Raw genomic sequence first — 16,721 nt, 5'->3', positions numbered from 1 at the left:
ATTAAAGTCATAAAAAAAGCAGGCTTAGCCTGCTTTTTATTCATAGATTAGACTCAGTCAATTACCAAATTCTAACGCGCTCTTCTGGTGCTAAATATAGTTCATCACCTTCTTTAACATCAAACGCATCATACCAAGCGTCATGATTACGCGGAGCCAGAGCGCGGAAGCGACCAGGTGCGTGGGTACCGGCTTTAAGCTGAGACAACATGCTTTGTTCTGTGCGCTTTTCACGCCACACCTGAGCCCAAGCTAGGAAGAAGCGCTGATCGCCAGTAGTGCCGTCGATGATGGGAGCTTCCTTACCATTTAAACTCAGTTTGTAGGCATGATAGGCCATCGCCAAACCACCCACATCACCGATGTTCTCACCTAAACTGTTACGGCCATTGACGAAGTTACCTTCGATGGGCTCATAGGCGCTGTATTGTGCAGCTAACGCATCCGCTTTGGCTTCAAATGCGGCTCTATCTTCGTCAGTCCACCAATTTTTTTGAATTCCATTGGCATCTGACTTAGAACCTTGATCATCGAATCCGTGACCCATTTCATGACCAATGACTGCACCAATACCGCCGTAATTGACTGCGGGGTCGGCATTTGGATCAAAAAACGGTGGTTGTAAAATCGCGGCGGGGAATACAATTTCGTTGAACGAACTGTTGTAATAGGCGTTGACGCGTTGCGGCGCCATACCCCAACGCTCGCGATCGGTTTTTTGTAGCTCTTTTGATACGCTGTCTTCACGGAAAAATTGGCGCATGCGTACTACATTACCAACTAGGTCATTGTCTTTAATTTCCAGCCCATCAAAGCTTTGCCATACATCAGGGTAACCAATTTTAGGGTTAAAAGACGCGAGTTTTTGTTGTGCGTTAACTTTGGTTTCTGCACCCATCCAGTCAAGACTTTCAATACGCTGTCCTAGGGCTTTGCGTAGGTTTTTAACCAAGTCAGCCATTTGTTCTTTGGAGCTGGCAGGGAAGTGTTTTTCTACGTAGGTTTTACCAATGGCAAAGCCTAACGACTGAGTTCCTGACATTTCAGAGATAGCACGTTTCCACCTTGGTCTCGGCTCTTGTTGACCGCGTAAGGTTTTGCCGTAGAAATCAAAGTTTGCGTTGAAGATGTCATCAGACAACAATCCAGCATGATTAGAAATAGTGTGGTAAGTCATATAGTCTTTCCACACATCAAGGGATTCAGTATTGATTACGTCAATCACATCTTTAATTGGCTCAGGTTGAGATACGTTTAAATGGGGGATCTGATAGCCTGTTTCTGCAAAATAAGTGTCCCAGTTAAAACCAGGATAGGCCGCAGCCAAGTTCTCACGTTCAATTTGATTCAAGGTAAGATCACGATCTCGACGCTTTTCTCGTGGCCACTGCGCTTGGGCTATTTTTGTTTCCAAAGCCAAAATTTGTTGCGCTTTGTCTGCGGCATTTTCGACGTTCGCAAAACCTAACATTTGCTCTATATGATTAAGGTAGTCTTCACGAATTTTACTAAAACGTTCGGAGTCTTCTAAGTAATATGAGCGATCAGGCATACCTAATCCTGACACCGCAATCGACATTTGGTACTGATCGGGATCTAAACGGTTAAACCACATGCCGCCAGCGATAGGGCTAACTGAGCCATCTAACCAAGCGCGACCAAACGCTTTGGTTAACGCTTGCTTAGAGTCAATTTTATTAATCTTTTCAAGCACCGGATTAATTGGGGTGATCCCTTTTGCATTAATTGCTTCTACATCCATAAACGCGGCGTAGAAATCGGCAATTTTTTGCTGTTCTTCATTCAAATCAGTTGCAGTGCTTATCTCATCGATGATGGCTTTTATCTGAGTTTCACTGCGCTCGGCAAGTTTATCAAAAGCACCGTATCGGGTTTTATCACTGGGCATTTCGAAATTTTTATACCATGTTCCGCCAGCGTAATTGAAAAAATCATCACCCGGACGCACGGATTCGTCTCTAGCGTCAAGTTCGACACCAAAGCTACCTAGCTCTGCCTTAGCCTGTGTCGCTACTGGCGCTACTTTTTTGGACGCATTTTGTGTTTGTTCTGAAGACTGGCTGCACGCACCTAATAAAAATACCGAAGCAATACTTGCGGCAAGTAATGTTGTTTTCATAAATTCTCTAATTATTGTTTACTGTTGCTTACTACAAACGTATTCAACTTTAAAAAAGTCCATTTATTCGTTTAATTTACGGATATTTGAGATATCACTTTATTTTTGCGAGTACACAGTAACCAAGCTAGCGATGAATGAACAGGTTATTGCGATAAAAGGCGGAGAATTTAGGTGTAAATACTTAGGAAAATTGGACATGTGCAGTTGTATTGCATTAAATCGTCAGAATATGACTGAGCTCTGGCAATCGTTTACATCCTTTGAACGGTGCTGGTGTTTTCTAGAATGGCATCTTAACTGAAAAAGCAGCGGCTATTAGCCACTGCTTAAAAGTTTTACCGAATGCTAAATTAACTTTTACGGCGTAGTCGTAAGCCACGTAAACCGAAGCTTAAAATGGCCAGTGAAGTTGGCTCTGGAACATCAACACCTTCAACATAACTAATTCTTTGGTCTGTGAAAAAAGTGCTGAATTCTATAATGTTTGACGCATTTTGAATGGTATTATCGGTTGCTGTTGAGGAAATGAAATCTAGGTTAACCTCAACACGATCAAATTATAATCCTGCTGTAAAGATGTGACCTTGTGCGCCAATATGAACACTCCCTTGGTTTAAACTCATATCAATATCCTGATCAACTAACACGTTGTCTAGGAAAAAATTCGTAGTTACGTCTGAAACTCTATTACCTGAGTCAAATATTAAAAAAGAGGCATATATGCCTGTATTAAAGGTGTTAGTGACATTCCAATAATCATTACCAGCGGCATGAATATCCAATACATAAGAGTCACCAGCTACTAATGTAGTTCCCGCAATAGGATCTGATCCTGCGTCGATGCTTGCAGAGGTGCCATCATAGGTAATATCGAAGTTATATATTGCGGCGGCGTTGACATAACTAGTAGCTAGGATCAGAGTCGCTAGCATAAGGGTACCTTGCTTCATAAACTTGTACATTGTGGGATTCCAATAAATTAACTAAACGTAAACTACAACCAGTTAAGTAAGTTAAGTGCCAACTAAAATTATCATTTAAAATCAAATGGATAATTGGCGCGCTGTGATAGTGTATGACGTAAATGTTAATATTCCAGACACCTTTCTGTATGAAAATTAACCGGTTGAGATTTTGATATTGTTACGTTTGACATGATAATAGGGCTTGGAGAGTATATGTAAAATTGCTTCTGATGCTCATCATAGGTTGGTTAAGTGATGTTTATGATTCAATGGGTTCAAATAAATAGACATTAGTGAACAAGGTCATTTGTCCACTAATGTTTTTAGACAGTAAAAAGCAGAATTATCTTTGAGAGGCGACTACTCCGACTGCCAGCTTTTCAGTAACTCCTCATATGCTACGGTCTGGCCTTGGGGCTTTTCGTTGGCCAATTTTGCCTTGGGTGCACCGGGTTGATTTAACCAATACTCGGCAGATTGTGGTTTATTTAATTTTGGCCCACACTCACCTTGAACCTTGGCACGCTCTAAACGCTGCATAACACGGTCCTGTGCTTTGGCTAAGCCATCCAGCGCTTGCTGAGGCGTACTTTCACCACTGGTCACTTCAGCAATAAACTTCCACCATAATTGCGCCAGTTTTGGATAATCCGGTACATTGGTGCCCGTCGGGGTCCATTGTTTACGGGCTGGGCTGCGGTAAAATTCGACCAGTCCGCCGAGCTTAGGTGCCGCATCGGTCATTTGCTGTGAGTTGATATCGGACTCACGGATAGGCGTTAAACCCACCAAGGTCTTTTTCAATGACACGGTTTTCGATACGGTAAATTGAGCATATAGCCACGCCGCTAATCGTTGTTTCTGCTCAGTGGAATTAAAAAATGTCCAAGCGCCAGTGTCTTGATAACCCAGTTTCATGCCTTCTTGCCAGTAGGGGCCTTTGGGCGAGGGGGCCATTCTCCATTTTGGGGTGCCGTCGGCGTTGACCACGGGAAGGCCCGGCGAATTCATGCTGGCGGTAAAGGCGGTATACCAAAAAATTTGCTGCGCAATGTTACCTTGGGCTGGCACTGGACCGGCTTCAGAGAACGTCATGCCTTGTGCTTCCGGTGGCGCATAGTCGCGCAACCAGTCTACGTATTTTTGCGTGGCATAGACCGCCGCCGGTCCATTGGTGGCCCCGCCGCGTTCAACACTAGAGCCCACTGGACGACATCCTTCTACCCGAATGCCCCATTCATCAACCGGCAGTCCGTTAGGAATACCTTTGTCGCCAGCGCCTGCCATTGAAAACCAAGCATCGGTAAAGCGCCAGCCCAGTGACGGATCTTTTTTGCCATAGTCCATGTGTCCGTAAACGGTTTCACCATCGATAGTTTTCACATGCTTACTGAAAAACTCGGCAATGTCTTCATAGGCGGACCAGTTCACCGGCACACCTAACTCATAACCGTAGCGCTGCTTAAATTGCGCTTTTAGATCCTCACGGGCAAACCAATCGGCTCTAAACCAATACAAGTTAGCGAACTGCTGATCGGGTAACTGGTAGACTTTTCCATCAGGTCCGGTGGTAAAACTCAGGCCGATAAAGTCGTCCAAATCCAAGGTTGGTAATGTGAAGGCTTTGCCATCTCCCGCCATCATGTCGGTGATCGACACCACTTTGCCATAACGAAAATGAGTGCCAATTAAGTCTGAATCGTTGATGTAAGCATCGTAAATGCTGCGGCCGGATTGCATTTGGGTTTGCAGTTTTTCAACTACATCGCCTTCTTGGATCAGATCATGGGTTACTTCAATACCGGTGATCTCGGTAAAGGCTTTGGCCAATACATTAGACTCATACTCGTGCGTGGCAATGGTTTCTGAAGCGACGGATATTTTAACTCCCTCAAATGACTTAGCAGCTTCTATAAACCACTGCATTTCCTGCAATTGCTGCTCGGGAGAAAGGGTCGAGTCAGTAAATTCGGTCTCAATCCAGCGCTTGGCCGCTTGCTCGTCGGCATAAGCGAGGTGCGCACTCATTGAGAGTAGACAGCCGCCCAGCACAATCGGTTTTATCATTCGCATTATCTTCATGATGTCATCCTTAATTGAAATATGTGATGCGCCAAAGTCATCCCCAGCGCAAAGTCATCAGTAATAAAACAACTGAGATCGCCAGTGCAACCCAGATGCTCCAATCAGTAGCTCCCACTACCGCTAAATGAATAAATCCGCTAGCTAGCAAACTGATAAACAATCGGTCGCCACGGGTAGTCGCTATGGGCAAAAAGCCTTTACGTTGTGCACAAGGACGCTTCATTTCCCAAATTGTCATCACCAGCAATATGGTCCCGATCCCAATAAAAAATAGCGCAGTGGGCTGAGTCCATGCCATCCAGCCGAATAGCGACACTGTGGTGTTCATGTCACCTTGCATAATGGCTCCCGATTAAATCGTTGCAGGAAATGGGGATACGAAACAACATTTTCACACTCTTCCCAAGGCAAAGCCTTTGGCCAGATGATTGCGCACAAACCAGATGACTAAAATGCCCGGAATAATGGTTAACACACCAGCTGCGGCTAATAGCCCCCAGTCAATGCCAGCAGCACCGACTGTGCGGGTCATGATTGCTGATATGGGTTTGGCTTCGACTGAGGTAAGTGTGCGCGCCAACAGAAGTTCAACCCAAGAAAACATGAAACTGAAAAATGCTGTGACACCAATACCAGAGCGGATCATCGGCGTAAAAATTTTCACGAAGAAGTGACCAAAACTATAACCATCAATGAAGGCGGTTTCGTCGATTTCTTTAGGCACGCCCGACATAAAGCCTTCTAATATCCACACCGCCAGCGGAATGCTAAACAAGCAGTGGGCGAGGGCGACGGCGAGGTGGGTGTCAAACAATCCCACAGACGAGTACAACTGGAAAAACGGCAGTAAAAACACCGCCGGCGGAGCCATACGATTACTGAGTAACCAAAAGAACAGATGCTTATCGCCAATAAATTTATAGCGACTAAAGGCATAAGCGGCAGGTAAGGCCACGGTCAAGGTGATAAGGGTGTTCATTAGCACATAAATCATCGAGTTGATGTAGCCCATATACCATGAGGGATCGGTGAATATAGTGTGATAATTGTCAAAGGTAAAAGTTTGCGGCCAAAAGGTCAGCTGACCGAGGATCTCTTGGTTCGTTTTAAACGACATGATCACCAACCAATAGATAGGCAACAAAATAAAACCGAGATAAAACATCAACCCTAGCGTATTTTTCAGCGGCGTTTTATGCGCTTTCATCGGCTATGGTCCTGCGGTGAGTGCTCGTGGCTTTCGTTTTCATAGGTCAAGCTGGTAAAGAATATCCAAGAAACTAGTAACACAATCATGAAGTAAATTAGCGAAAACGCCGCGGCTGGCCCTAAGTCAAATTGTCCCACTGCCATTTGGGTAAGGGATTGACTCAAAAATGTGGTGGCGTTACCTGGTCCGCCACCGGTTAATACAAAAGGTTCGGTATAGATCATAAAGCTGTCCATGAAACGCAATAACACGGCAATCACCAATACTGACTTTAGTCGTGGCAATTGAATATAGCGAAACACCGCCCATCGTGAGGCACGATCAATCTGAGCTGCCTGATAATAGGCATGGGGGATGGCTCTAAGTCCCGAGTAACACAATAGTGCAACCAGCGGAGTCCAATGCCAGACATCCATCAATAACACGGTTAGCCAAGCATCAAGACTGTTAGCGGTGTAATTATACTCGATGCCAAGAGCATTCACTGTCCAACCAAACAAACCAATATCACCTCGGGCAAACACTTGCCAAATAGTGCCCACTACATTCCAAGGGATTAGTAACGGTAGCGCTAATAGGATCAGCACCAAAGAGGTCTTCCAATTCGCTGTTTTTGGCATTAGCAACGCAATGCATATACCGAGTGGCATTTCGATGGCCAACACACTAAAAGAAAATATAAATTGGCGCAGTAGTGAGTCGTGTAGGCGCGTGTCTCTAAGAACTTCTTGGTACCATTCCACGCCCACAAAATAGGCGGTATTTTGGTCAAAAATATCTTGCACTGAATAGTTCACCACCGTCATCAGCGGGATGATTGCAGAAAAGGCCACTAGTGCGAACATGGGCAACACCAATAGCCATGCTTTGTTGTTGTGCGTTTTAACCATATCCACCTTGCCGTGTTTTGTCTGCCGCCAGTGATTCAGGTTCAATTAAATATTCATCAACGTATAACCGCAGGTAGGTTTGGGGCAACTCAAAGTGCACTTGCGTAGGGTCACAGAACTGATTTTCACCGATACGAATATGCCAGCGCTGCTGCATAAACTGCACAGTGACAATTTGATGATCACCCAGTTGTTCAATGAATTCCACTTCAGCGCTATAACTTGTATCCGTAGGTTGCTCGACAATTCGAATATGTTCGGGGCGAATTCCCAATTTGATGTTCCCGCTACCACACTCGGCTAAGGTGTCTAGCCAACTGGCCTTTAAAGAAAAGCGGGTATTTTGCTGGGACAGGGCCTCACCTTTTAGATTAACTGCTATGAAGTTCATTCCTGGGCTACCAATAAAATAGCCAACAAAGGTGTGGTTGGGTTTATCAAACAAAGATTGCGGCGTGCCAAATTGAACAATTTTACCTTGATACATCACGGCTATTTCGTCAGCAAAAGTGGCGGCTTCTAACTGATCATGGGTGACGTACACCATGGTGATATTGAGTCTTTCGTGGATTTCCTTGAGTTTGCGCCGCAGTTTCCACTTTAAGTGCGGGTCAATTACGGTGAGCGGCTCATCGAACAATATTGCTGAGACGTCATCTCGGACTAACCCTCGGCCCATAGAAATTTTTTGTTTATCATCGGCGCTAAGGCTTTTGGCTTTTCTATCTAAGTTGTTGGTCAGATCGAGTAAGGCGGCAATTTGGTCAACTTTACGTTTTATTTGGGGTTTGTCCATACGCATATTTTCAAGTGGGAAAGCGAGGTTTTCCCGCACTGTCATGGCGTCGTAGACGACTGGGAATTGGAACACCTGAGCGATATTACGTTGTTGTGGAGTTAGCTTATTGACGCAAACATCATCAAACAATACTTCGCCGTTTGACGGTTCTAATAACCCAGAAATAATATTCAATAATGTACTTTTTCCGCAGCCGGAAGGGCCTAGAAGGGCGTAAGCTCCCCCTTGCTGCCATACATGGTCTAGAGACTGCAACGCGTAGTTTATTCCGTCATAACTGTGTGCTAATTGACGTAGGGTAATACTGGCCATTAGCTTGCCTGCTGGGTGTTAGATAGGTGAATAGACTCAGGCCAACAGACTGACGAGCCGTCTTGATCAAACACATAGATGCTGTTTAAGTTAAGAAATAAGGTGATATCAGCATCATAGTGAAAATTGTGTATGCCTTGCAGATGAACTACCCATTTGATGTCGGCGTAGCCAGGCGTTATTAGGCTGACATGCAAGTAGGTTTCTGAGGCACTTATTTCGGCTAAATCAACCTTGGCGGCTAGCGCAATCTCCTCGGCGTCTTTGTTAGTCAGCGCAATTTGGTCGGGTCTAATAGCACACTGATATGGCCCATCAGCGAGTCCGTTAGCAATTACGTTTACCAAGTTTTTGTGGTGAAAAGGAACAACCCATTTGCCATTTTCTACCTGAAGGGTAACGCGATTCATGGGCGGCTCATGATAGAGATCTGCGGCGTTAAGATTAGCGGGTTGATAATATTGGGCTAAGGCTCCACCACTTTGCAATACTTTACCTTGATGCAACAAGATGGTGGTGCCGCCCAACGCCAGCGCTTCATGCGCCTCGGTAGTGGCATAAATTGCGATGCTGTTACGCTGTTTGAATAGCGCTTTTAATTCAAAGCGCAAGCTTTCTCGGAGCTTGTAATCTAGATTGACCAAAGGCTCGTCAAACAAAATAATTTGGGCATCTTTAACCAGCGCCCTAGCCATGGCACAGCGTTGTTGTTGACCACCTGATAGGGCAACAGGAAGTCGTTGTAAAAAGTCTTCTATATGCAGTAATTCGGCAATTTCTGATACTCGCCGCGTTATCTCTGACGGTGACACTTTGGCAAGTTTTAACGGCGAGGCAATATTTTCCCAAACCGTCATGTGTGGATAATTAATGAATTGCTGATAGACCATAGACACCTGACGTTTTTGTACCGCCAAGGTCGTTATATCTTCGCCGTTTAAAACTATTTTGCCATGCGTGGGTTTGTCCAAACCGGCGATTACGCGCAACAAAGATGTTTTGCCCGCCAAGGTTCGCCCTAGCAAAACGTTAAACGCCCCTGACTCTAAGGTAAGATTTATATTGTCTAAATAGCGTTGGTTGTTGACGGTTAAGTCAATGTGATGCAATTCCAGCGACAAAGTGCAGCCCATGTAAGCAATTTGTTTTTATTAACAAAAACATAACATAAAGTGCAGGCAGTGACAGTGAATAATTTCTTATAGATATCTATAAACGCAAGCTAACCTCAAGAGGGAGTGCGTAAAGAATTAGCCTGCTAATTCGGTGCTGATCAGTTGATAATCAGTGGGCGTCACTTTGAGATAACTGCCTTGATCATACCAATCACCCAATACTATGCGTTGCGCAGGCTGGTTGTTTACTTCTAGATCATGGATTGCTGGTCTGTGGGTATGGCCGTGGATCAAACGTTGGACGCCATGTTTTTTCATGATGTTAACCACTTCAGTAGCGGTCACGTCCATGATGTCCATCGTCAGCTTTTGTTGATTCTGTTGGCTGGTTTTACGGCCGCGCTCGGCGATTTTTCGGCGGGTTGATAATGGTAGAGCCAAGACCATGCGTGGCCACCACCACCCACGCGCTTTTTTACGAAACTTTTGATAAGCCACATCTAGAGTGCACAACTCATCACCGTGCATGATCAGAGTAGGTGTGCCGTATAAATCGACTACTACTTGCTGCGCTAATAATTGCATACCAGCACGTTTAGCGAATTTATGCCGGATTAAAAAATCGCGGTTACCATGAATAAAGTATATTGGCACCCCCGCATCGGACACTTGCTTAAATAAAGCGGCAATATGTTCGTTGAATTGACTACGATCATCATCGCCAATCCAGTATTCAAACAAATCTCCCAGCACATACAATGCATCGGTGCCGGGCACAATATCACGCAAAAATGCCTCGAGACAGCCGGTGATGTCGGGTCTGTCGGCACTTAAGTGCAGATCTGCAATAAAGTAAGTACAGTTGCTCATAAAACCTTAGCAGTGACCAGAGCTTGTCTGGTCACAGTTAGCGTTATTCTACGATTTCCGCTTTTTGCAGGACAACATCTTCTAAAGGTACATCTTGGTGAGGACCGTGACGGCCAGTCTTTACCTCTTTGATTTTATTGACCACGTCCATACCGTCGGTTACCTGTGCAAAAACACAATAACCCCAACCGTCCATCGTTTCGCTGCGGTAATTTAAAAAGCTATTGTCACTGACATTGATAAAAAACTGCGCTGTAGCTGAATGCGGGTCGTTAGTGCGCGCCATGGCAAGGGTGCCAACATTGTTTGCTAAGCCATTGTTGGCTTCGTTTTGAATTGGCTCGTTGGGAGATTTTTGCTCCATACCAGGCTCAAAACCACCACCTTGGATCATGAATCCATCAATAATACGGTGAAAGATGGTGTTGTCATAAAAGCCTTCTTTCACATAATTTAGAAAGTTTTCAACCGTGTTAGGGGCTTTATCAGCAAACATCTCCAGCGTGATCACGCCATAATTCGTATGTAATTTTACCATTAAGTTATCCTGTGGATTGTTACGTTGAACGTTTGTTATAGTCAAAGGCCAAGCAGTGTAGCCTAAAGTAAAAAAAATTTCAGTAGTGATAAAATTTGGCTTATCACTAGTTTATGTCAATCCCTGACAATGCTAGACTCTGCGTTCTTTTTAACTTGAATTACGGAAGACGCCTCAATGCAAACCATATACAACACTTTAACCCGACGAAAAGAGCAATTTAAGCCTCTAGTTGATGGCAAGGTGGGCTTGTATGTGTGTGGCATTACGGTGTATGACCTTTGCCATATGGGGCATGCCCGTACGTATTTAAGCTTCGATTTGATGGTACGCTATTTGCGCCATAAAGGTTTCGAAGTTAATTACGTGCGCAACATTACTGATGTGGATGACAAAATCATTCAGCGTGCTAATGATAATGGAGAAACTGCAGCGCAATTGACCGAACGCACCATCGCTTTAATGCACGAAGATTTTGCCTCAATAAATTTATTAGAGCCTGACATTGAGCCACGTGTAACCACTCACATGGTAGAAATTATCGATGTGATCCAACGCTTAATAGATAAAAAGCATGCTTATCAAGCCGCCAGTGGCGATGTACTGTTTGATGTCAGCAGTTACCCAAACTATGGCAAGCTCAGTAAACAAGATTTAGATCAGCTAAACGCCGGTGAGCGGGTTGATGTGTCGGATGACAAAGACGATCCACTAGATTTTGTATTGTGGAAGTCGGTTAAACCCGGTGAACCCTATTGGGAGTCACCGTGGGGCAATGGTCGTCCTGGTTGGCATATCGAATGTTCGGCGATGAATAGCAAACATTTAGGCACTCACTTCGATATTCACGGTGGCGGTTCTGATCTTATCTTCCCACATCATGAAAACGAAGTGGCGCAATCATGCTGTGCTTTTGACACACCCTACGTGAATTATTGGGTGCACACCGGAATGGTGCAAGTCGATAAAGAAAAAATGTCTAAATCTTTGGGCAACTTTTTTACGCTCAGAGATGTGCTTCAGGACTATGATCCAGAGACATTGCGCTATTTCTTAATGTCCGCCCATTATCGCAGTCAATTAAGCTATTCAGAAGATAATATCAAGCAGGCCAAAGCCGCGCTGGAACGCTTATATACGTCACTACGGGATATCGAACCTAATGAGGAGGTCGATTTGCAACAAGGTGGTTATCTAGCCAGATTTGAAATGGCGATGGATGATGATTTCAATACACCTGAAGCCTTTTCGGTATTGTTCGATGTGGCTAAGGAGCTTAATAAAGCCAGTGGTCAAGCGGCCCGTGATTTGGCTGGAATTTTGAAAAAGCTGGGCGCTATTCTGGGTATTTTGCAATTACAACCAAGTGACTATTTGCAAGGTGGAGCAGGGAATAACGACGAAGTTGCTGGGATTGAAGCTTTGATCAAAGCACGTAATGACGCCAGAGCCAATAAGGATTGGGCTGCTGCGGATGCCGCCAGAGATGCTTTGAGTGCGCTAAATGTGGTGTTAGAAGATGGACCAAACGGAACCACTTGGCGAAAAGGATAATACTAAATTAGTTGGCGCGCGGTGCGAAAAACATGGTTTCAGCAAAAAACCGTCGGTAAATACCGACGGTTTTTTTTGGTCTATCTTAGTGCTGATTAATACTTGTTAGAAACCGTTACTTCCGTTCCAGACATTGTATAGTGCTCGAATTCGTCACGAGAAATACGTTTATCCGAGTTCGCATCAGCATAGCCGAAATGGTCTTTTACATTGTGATCAGAGGCTTCTGATAATGAAATGAATCCATTGTCGTCATCGTCTAAAGTTTCGAAGTTGTGCTCGATAGGATCAAGATCTTTCATCTTAGAATCTTTCGCGGAATCCGAAACCTCTTTGTTAGAAGCAACTTCACCCGTATGTCTTTGCATATAGGCATCGAATTCGCTTTTAGACAGATTGCCGTCAGCGGGGTGACCCAAAATTCCGTCGATACTTGAAAAGTGTTCCCAAATATCATCATCGTCTGCTTCTTCTTTGGAGATATATCCGTCTTCATCATTATCTAATTCAGAAAACGTACTGCTTATTTTATCTTTATTCAAGTGTTCGTGATCTCCTGCAGTAGCAGGTAGCACAAACATAGCTGCGATAAGTGATGCTAAAGTTAATTTTTTCATAATGATTCTCCTTTGATTGAATCCCTTTCATTAAATTGAGCTTCCTCTATTTGACGAAACTCTGTAAGGGGATTGAGTTCGCATAGGTATATTCAGATTGCGTGCCAATATTGAAATGCCATATAAAACAATATTTTACTTTAAAGTGGAGTGATTGCTGACCATGAAGTATGAAAATTGTGCAGGCAGAGGGACTTATTTGCACAGTATTGAAATGTTTTCCTTATACTCAAGCTAAACACTTAAGACAGATAGCTAAAAATATCGATTTACGTTCAAGTTTGATTTAAGGGTATTGGGGAGTTGAGGATGAATTTCAGTCAAACAGCAAGCTTAGTTTTCTTTTGATAAGCCTTTAGGGCGAAATTGCACCGATAATATTGGATTAAGGCTGTGAGCGATACACGATACGATTCGGACTGTCTATGGTGTTGAAACGTTGGCTTAAATCCAGCGTCTTACCGAATTTTTGTATTCTACATAAGGTTGCCCAAATAACTGCTCAACAATGCGTTCCTCGGGTTTTATTTGAAACTGCGTAATATATATAATAAAAAGCGCGACACTGACAAAGCCAATCCAAGTACCTAAGTATAAGGTAGCGCTAACAAGTAAGATCACCATGCCTAGATACATTGGGTTACGGGTAAAGCGAAATACACCATTGGTGACAAGCGTAGTTGCACTTTGAGGATCTGTAGGATCGACCGTTGTTTTAGCTCGTCTAAAGGCAACAATCCCTGCAATCAAAATGATAAATGCAATCGTAAAGCTCAATCCCACCCATATATCCAATTGCTTGACTGGTCTAAATAGTCCAATTGCATACTTTTTGGCGAGCGCACTGAGCAAAGTACATAGCATTAACACTATGGCAGGTGGAATTTTTAGCTCGAGCCATTTCAAGGAGTGACTCCTTTTTCATCAATGGTTTCAATGTCAGCACTTAATGGATCTGCTTCGCTTTTCCAGCGCTGCTGAGCTACATGAAGTTTAAGTAGTTCAATACATTCGTTAACCACCGCTAAAACCTCTTGATCTAATTGTTCATCTTCAGATGTAAAGCGTCCTAAACCATGTTCAACAAAGTCATCAATTTTCTCAGGAGTCATGTCTTTTAGTAAATTTACGATAGATTGAGTAACGATGTCGGTTATTGCTCCTTCTAAGGTCTTTTCAATTGTGCCTCCCAACACCGGCACCAATTTTAGCGTTGATATTTGTGCGTTCCTACGAACGGCTTTACCAACACTGCTATTGACATGCGAACGCACCGATTTGCCGTGTTCATCGTGCTCTATTGACTCACCAATATGGCTCATTACCGATGCCGCCCATTTGGTGATGATAGGCAGTCGAGTTACCAATACTTTTTGGCTGATGTCTTCTATTAACGGGGAGCCAGCCGCTAAATCTTTTTGTGCATCAGACAACACTTTCACCACAATACGGTCAGATAATTCTTCAACAAATACATCGTAGTAAAAGGCGATAAAACGAAACACCGCAGTACGTCGTAAGTCTATGATTTGGTATTTATGGAGTCTGTGTAAAATTGAAAAAATACGCAGAAAACGGAAAATGCGTGCCGCTCCCAACGGAATACAACCAACTAAGTCGTACCAGTGAATAAAGGGGAAAAAGTACCAGCGAAAGTAAGTTTTACGTACAACAGCGGCAATCCATCGAAGCATAAACTCGCTTAGAAATATGGCAATAAATACGAGATCGATGAGTAGAAAATTTGCATGGACAGGCGCGTAAGCAATCACCCAATCTTGAGATATCATCCCTAATGCTTGTTTAAAAAATGCAGTGGCATAAAGAGAGTCGAAAATAATCCAGATGAGGTTTATCAACAGTAGCCCAAGCATGCAAAGATCCAATAATAGCCATGGTCCCTCATGGCTTTTATCTAGGTTGCTTTTATTGAAACCTAACATGGGTTAATTTAGGTCCGCGTCACGTCAACAAACACTCGAAGCTTTTGACCCGGTTGCAGGTATTTAGATAGTTTATTTTGATTCCAACGCTTTAGATCACTTAGTTTAACCTTAAACTTGTCGGCTATTCGGGCTAATGAATCGCCTTTTTTAACCGTATACGTGAGCGTTCGCACAACCGCGTCTTTGCGCTGTTCTTCTGATACTTGATTTACCCAAATCACTAAGCTTTTGCCAGGTAGTAGTGGGTCGGTTGGTGCCATTCCATTCCACTTAGCTAAACTACGAATATTGACGTCATATTGCTTGCTTAAATCCCAAAACGTATCTCCGGATTTGACCACGTGACTTAACTGATAGGCAGCGCGTCGTTTAGATTGCGTAGAGGCAAGGCGCTGGTCTTGTGACAGTGAATATGATTCTAACGACTTTAACGATACGGGCACTAAGATGTAGTCACCTACACGGATCATATTACCGTCCATGTCATTGACCCCTTTAATGACATCAACGGTTGTATGATAGTCTTTTGATAACTTCAGCAAACTATCGCCACTTTGCACTTTATGACGCACCCAGTTAAGCCGTTTATTGGCGTCTATGTCATTCAATGCAGCGATAAAGGTGTCGGCACGTTCGACCGGTACAAGCAAGCGATGAGGCCCTTTGGGATCTGTCGCCCAACGATTGAAACCTGCATTTAAGGCATGCAGTTCTTTGAGACTTAACCCGGCAAGGTCAGCAGCCAAGGCTAAATCGATTTGCGAGTCTATGTCTATGACTTGCACAAAGGCCGTGTTTGGTATTTCTGGCCAGGCGATGGCGTCGTCTTCTGATTCCAGTAAAATGCTGCTCAGTGCTAACAGTTTAGGCACATAAGCACGCGTTTCTTTAGGTAAGTCTAAGGACCAAAAATCGGTTGGCAGGCCAGCTTTTTTGTTACGTTTGATCGACCTCATGACGCGGCCTTCACCACTATTGTACGCGGCTAATGCGTGCATCCAATTACCATCAAACATTCTATTAAGATATTTCAAGTAATCGATTGCGCCTTGAGTAGAAGCGACTACATCACGTCTGCCGTCATACCACCACGTCTGTTTCATGCCAAAGCGCTTTCCCGTGCTTGGAATAAACTGCCACATACCCGCAGCTCGCCCATGGGAATAGGCAAACGGGTCAAAAGCACTTTCAACAATGGGCAGCAAGGCGAGTTCTAACGGGAGTTGATGTTCTTCCAATTGTTCAACTATATAGTGCAGAAAAGGTTTTGCACGTTTAGCGACCCGCTCCATGTATTTGGGATGGGAAAGGTACCAATTCTTTTGACTCAAGACCCGTTCATTATCCGGTACTTCAAAACTTAGTTGATGCTTGATACGCAACCAGAGGTTTGACTGGTTTTGAGGCTGTTCCAAAGCGGGGAGCTCAACATAGTTGTCCGGCTCAACCGTAATTTCGACAATATCGGTAGGGTGAGTGACAGGAATTGTACCTTCAGAGGCTGAATCACAATCAAATAGTTCTTCAGCTAATTCGTGTTTTTCCTCACATGTCACTTGTATTTGTTGCGCAATTTGCTGCTCTTGCTCAAGCTGAGTGTCGGCTTCAGAGTTGTAGCTTATGGCTTGGCAACCCGCCAATATTGCCACTATCGCAATAGAGGATGCTCTCATGATA

Annotated in this window: 16 protein-coding genes; 1 reads left to right on the top strand and 15 read right to left on the bottom strand. The window is 44.0% G+C overall.

All coding sequences use genetic code 11. The annotated features are described in order from the left end of the window. Positions 1-61: 61 nt before the first annotated feature. The 11 genes from ABD036_RS13380 to ABD036_RS13335 form a co-directional block, all read right to left on the bottom strand. Entirely contained in the window at positions 62-2,140 is a 2,079-nt protein-coding gene (locus ABD036_RS13380; protein ID WP_343860721.1) for a M13 family metallopeptidase, read from the bottom strand. Positions 2,141-2,493: 353 nt separating this feature from the next. After that, positions 2,494-2,589, bottom strand: a complete 96-nt coding sequence (locus tag ABD036_RS19180) for a PEP-CTERM sorting domain-containing protein (RefSeq protein WP_425542579.1) — start codon at positions 2,587-2,589, stop codon at positions 2,494-2,496. A gap of 111 nt (positions 2,590-2,700) precedes the next feature. Further along, on the bottom strand, positions 2,701-3,105 hold the full coding sequence (locus ABD036_RS13375; protein ID WP_343860719.1) for a hypothetical protein: 405 nt from the start codon (positions 3,103-3,105) through the stop codon (positions 2,701-2,703). 363 nt (positions 3,106-3,468) lie between these two features. Further along, positions 3,469-5,136 (bottom strand): ABC transporter substrate-binding protein, encoded by a 1,668-nt coding sequence (locus ABD036_RS13370; protein ID WP_343861061.1) that lies wholly within the window; start codon positions 5,134-5,136, stop codon positions 3,469-3,471. Positions 5,137-5,227: 91 nt separating this feature from the next. After that, on the bottom strand, positions 5,228-5,533 hold the full coding sequence (locus ABD036_RS13365) for a DUF2160 domain-containing protein (protein WP_343860718.1): 306 nt from the start codon (positions 5,531-5,533) through the stop codon (positions 5,228-5,230). A gap of 51 nt (positions 5,534-5,584) precedes the next feature. Further along, positions 5,585-6,400, bottom strand: a complete 816-nt coding sequence (locus ABD036_RS13360) for a carbohydrate ABC transporter permease (RefSeq protein WP_343860716.1) — start codon at positions 6,398-6,400, stop codon at positions 5,585-5,587. After that, positions 6,397-7,293: a carbohydrate ABC transporter permease gene (locus ABD036_RS13355; RefSeq protein ID WP_343860715.1), complete on the bottom strand. Its 897-nt coding sequence runs from the start codon at positions 7,291-7,293 to the stop codon at positions 6,397-6,399. Before ABD036_RS13355 ends, ABD036_RS13360 begins: the two co-directional genes overlap by 4 nt. Then, complete coding sequence (locus ABD036_RS13350) at positions 7,286-8,404, bottom strand: ABC transporter ATP-binding protein (RefSeq protein ID WP_343860713.1); 1,119 nt, start codon at positions 8,402-8,404, stop codon at positions 7,286-7,288. Before ABD036_RS13350 ends, ABD036_RS13355 begins: the two co-directional genes overlap by 8 nt. Continuing rightward, the gene (locus tag ABD036_RS13345; protein WP_343860711.1) at positions 8,404-9,525 is read right to left on the bottom strand and encodes an ABC transporter ATP-binding protein; all 1,122 of its coding nucleotides are present in this window, start codon (positions 9,523-9,525) and stop codon (positions 8,404-8,406) included. The genes ABD036_RS13350 and ABD036_RS13345 overlap by 1 nt, the downstream gene beginning before the upstream one ends. A 129-nt stretch (positions 9,526-9,654) precedes the next feature. Next, positions 9,655-10,389 (bottom strand): UDP-2,3-diacylglucosamine diphosphatase, encoded by a 735-nt coding sequence (lpxH, locus tag ABD036_RS13340; protein WP_343860710.1) that lies wholly within the window; start codon positions 10,387-10,389, stop codon positions 9,655-9,657. 43 nt (positions 10,390-10,432) lie between these two features. Beyond that, a complete protein-coding gene (locus tag ABD036_RS13335; protein WP_343860709.1) occupies positions 10,433-10,927 on the bottom strand; it encodes a peptidylprolyl isomerase in 495 nt (164 codons plus the stop codon). A gap of 177 nt (positions 10,928-11,104) precedes the next feature. On the opposite strand from ABD036_RS13335, the gene cysS reads away from it, so the two are divergent. Continuing rightward, positions 11,105-12,481: a cysteine--tRNA ligase gene (gene cysS, locus ABD036_RS13330; RefSeq protein ID WP_343860708.1), complete on the top strand. Its 1,377-nt coding sequence runs from the start codon at positions 11,105-11,107 to the stop codon at positions 12,479-12,481. A gap of 95 nt (positions 12,482-12,576) precedes the next feature. Here the strand turns inward: cysS and ABD036_RS13325 are convergent, their stop codons facing one another. The 4 genes from ABD036_RS13325 to ABD036_RS13310 form a co-directional block, all read right to left on the bottom strand. Beyond that, positions 12,577-13,098: an EF-hand domain-containing protein gene (locus tag ABD036_RS13325; RefSeq protein WP_343860707.1), complete on the bottom strand. Its 522-nt coding sequence runs from the start codon at positions 13,096-13,098 to the stop codon at positions 12,577-12,579. A 444-nt stretch (positions 13,099-13,542) separates the two neighbouring features. Then, the gene (locus tag ABD036_RS13320) at positions 13,543-14,004 is read right to left on the bottom strand and encodes a methyltransferase family protein (protein WP_343860706.1); all 462 of its coding nucleotides are present in this window, start codon (positions 14,002-14,004) and stop codon (positions 13,543-13,545) included. Beyond that, the gene (locus ABD036_RS13315; RefSeq protein ID WP_343860705.1) at positions 14,001-15,041 is read right to left on the bottom strand and encodes an ion transporter; all 1,041 of its coding nucleotides are present in this window, start codon (positions 15,039-15,041) and stop codon (positions 14,001-14,003) included. Before ABD036_RS13315 ends, ABD036_RS13320 begins: the two co-directional genes overlap by 4 nt. Positions 15,042-15,049: 8 nt before the next feature. Next, complete coding sequence (locus ABD036_RS13310; protein ID WP_343860704.1) at positions 15,050-16,717, bottom strand: LysM peptidoglycan-binding domain-containing protein; 1,668 nt, start codon at positions 16,715-16,717, stop codon at positions 15,050-15,052. Positions 16,718-16,721: the final 4 nt, after the last annotated feature.

This window comes from Aliiglaciecola litoralis, from assembly GCF_039523355.1.
GTDB lineage: Bacteria > Pseudomonadota > Gammaproteobacteria > Enterobacterales > Alteromonadaceae > Aliiglaciecola > Aliiglaciecola litoralis.
Note: the sequence above shows the minus strand (reverse complement) of the source record. Positions and strands in the feature narration are given on the sequence as shown.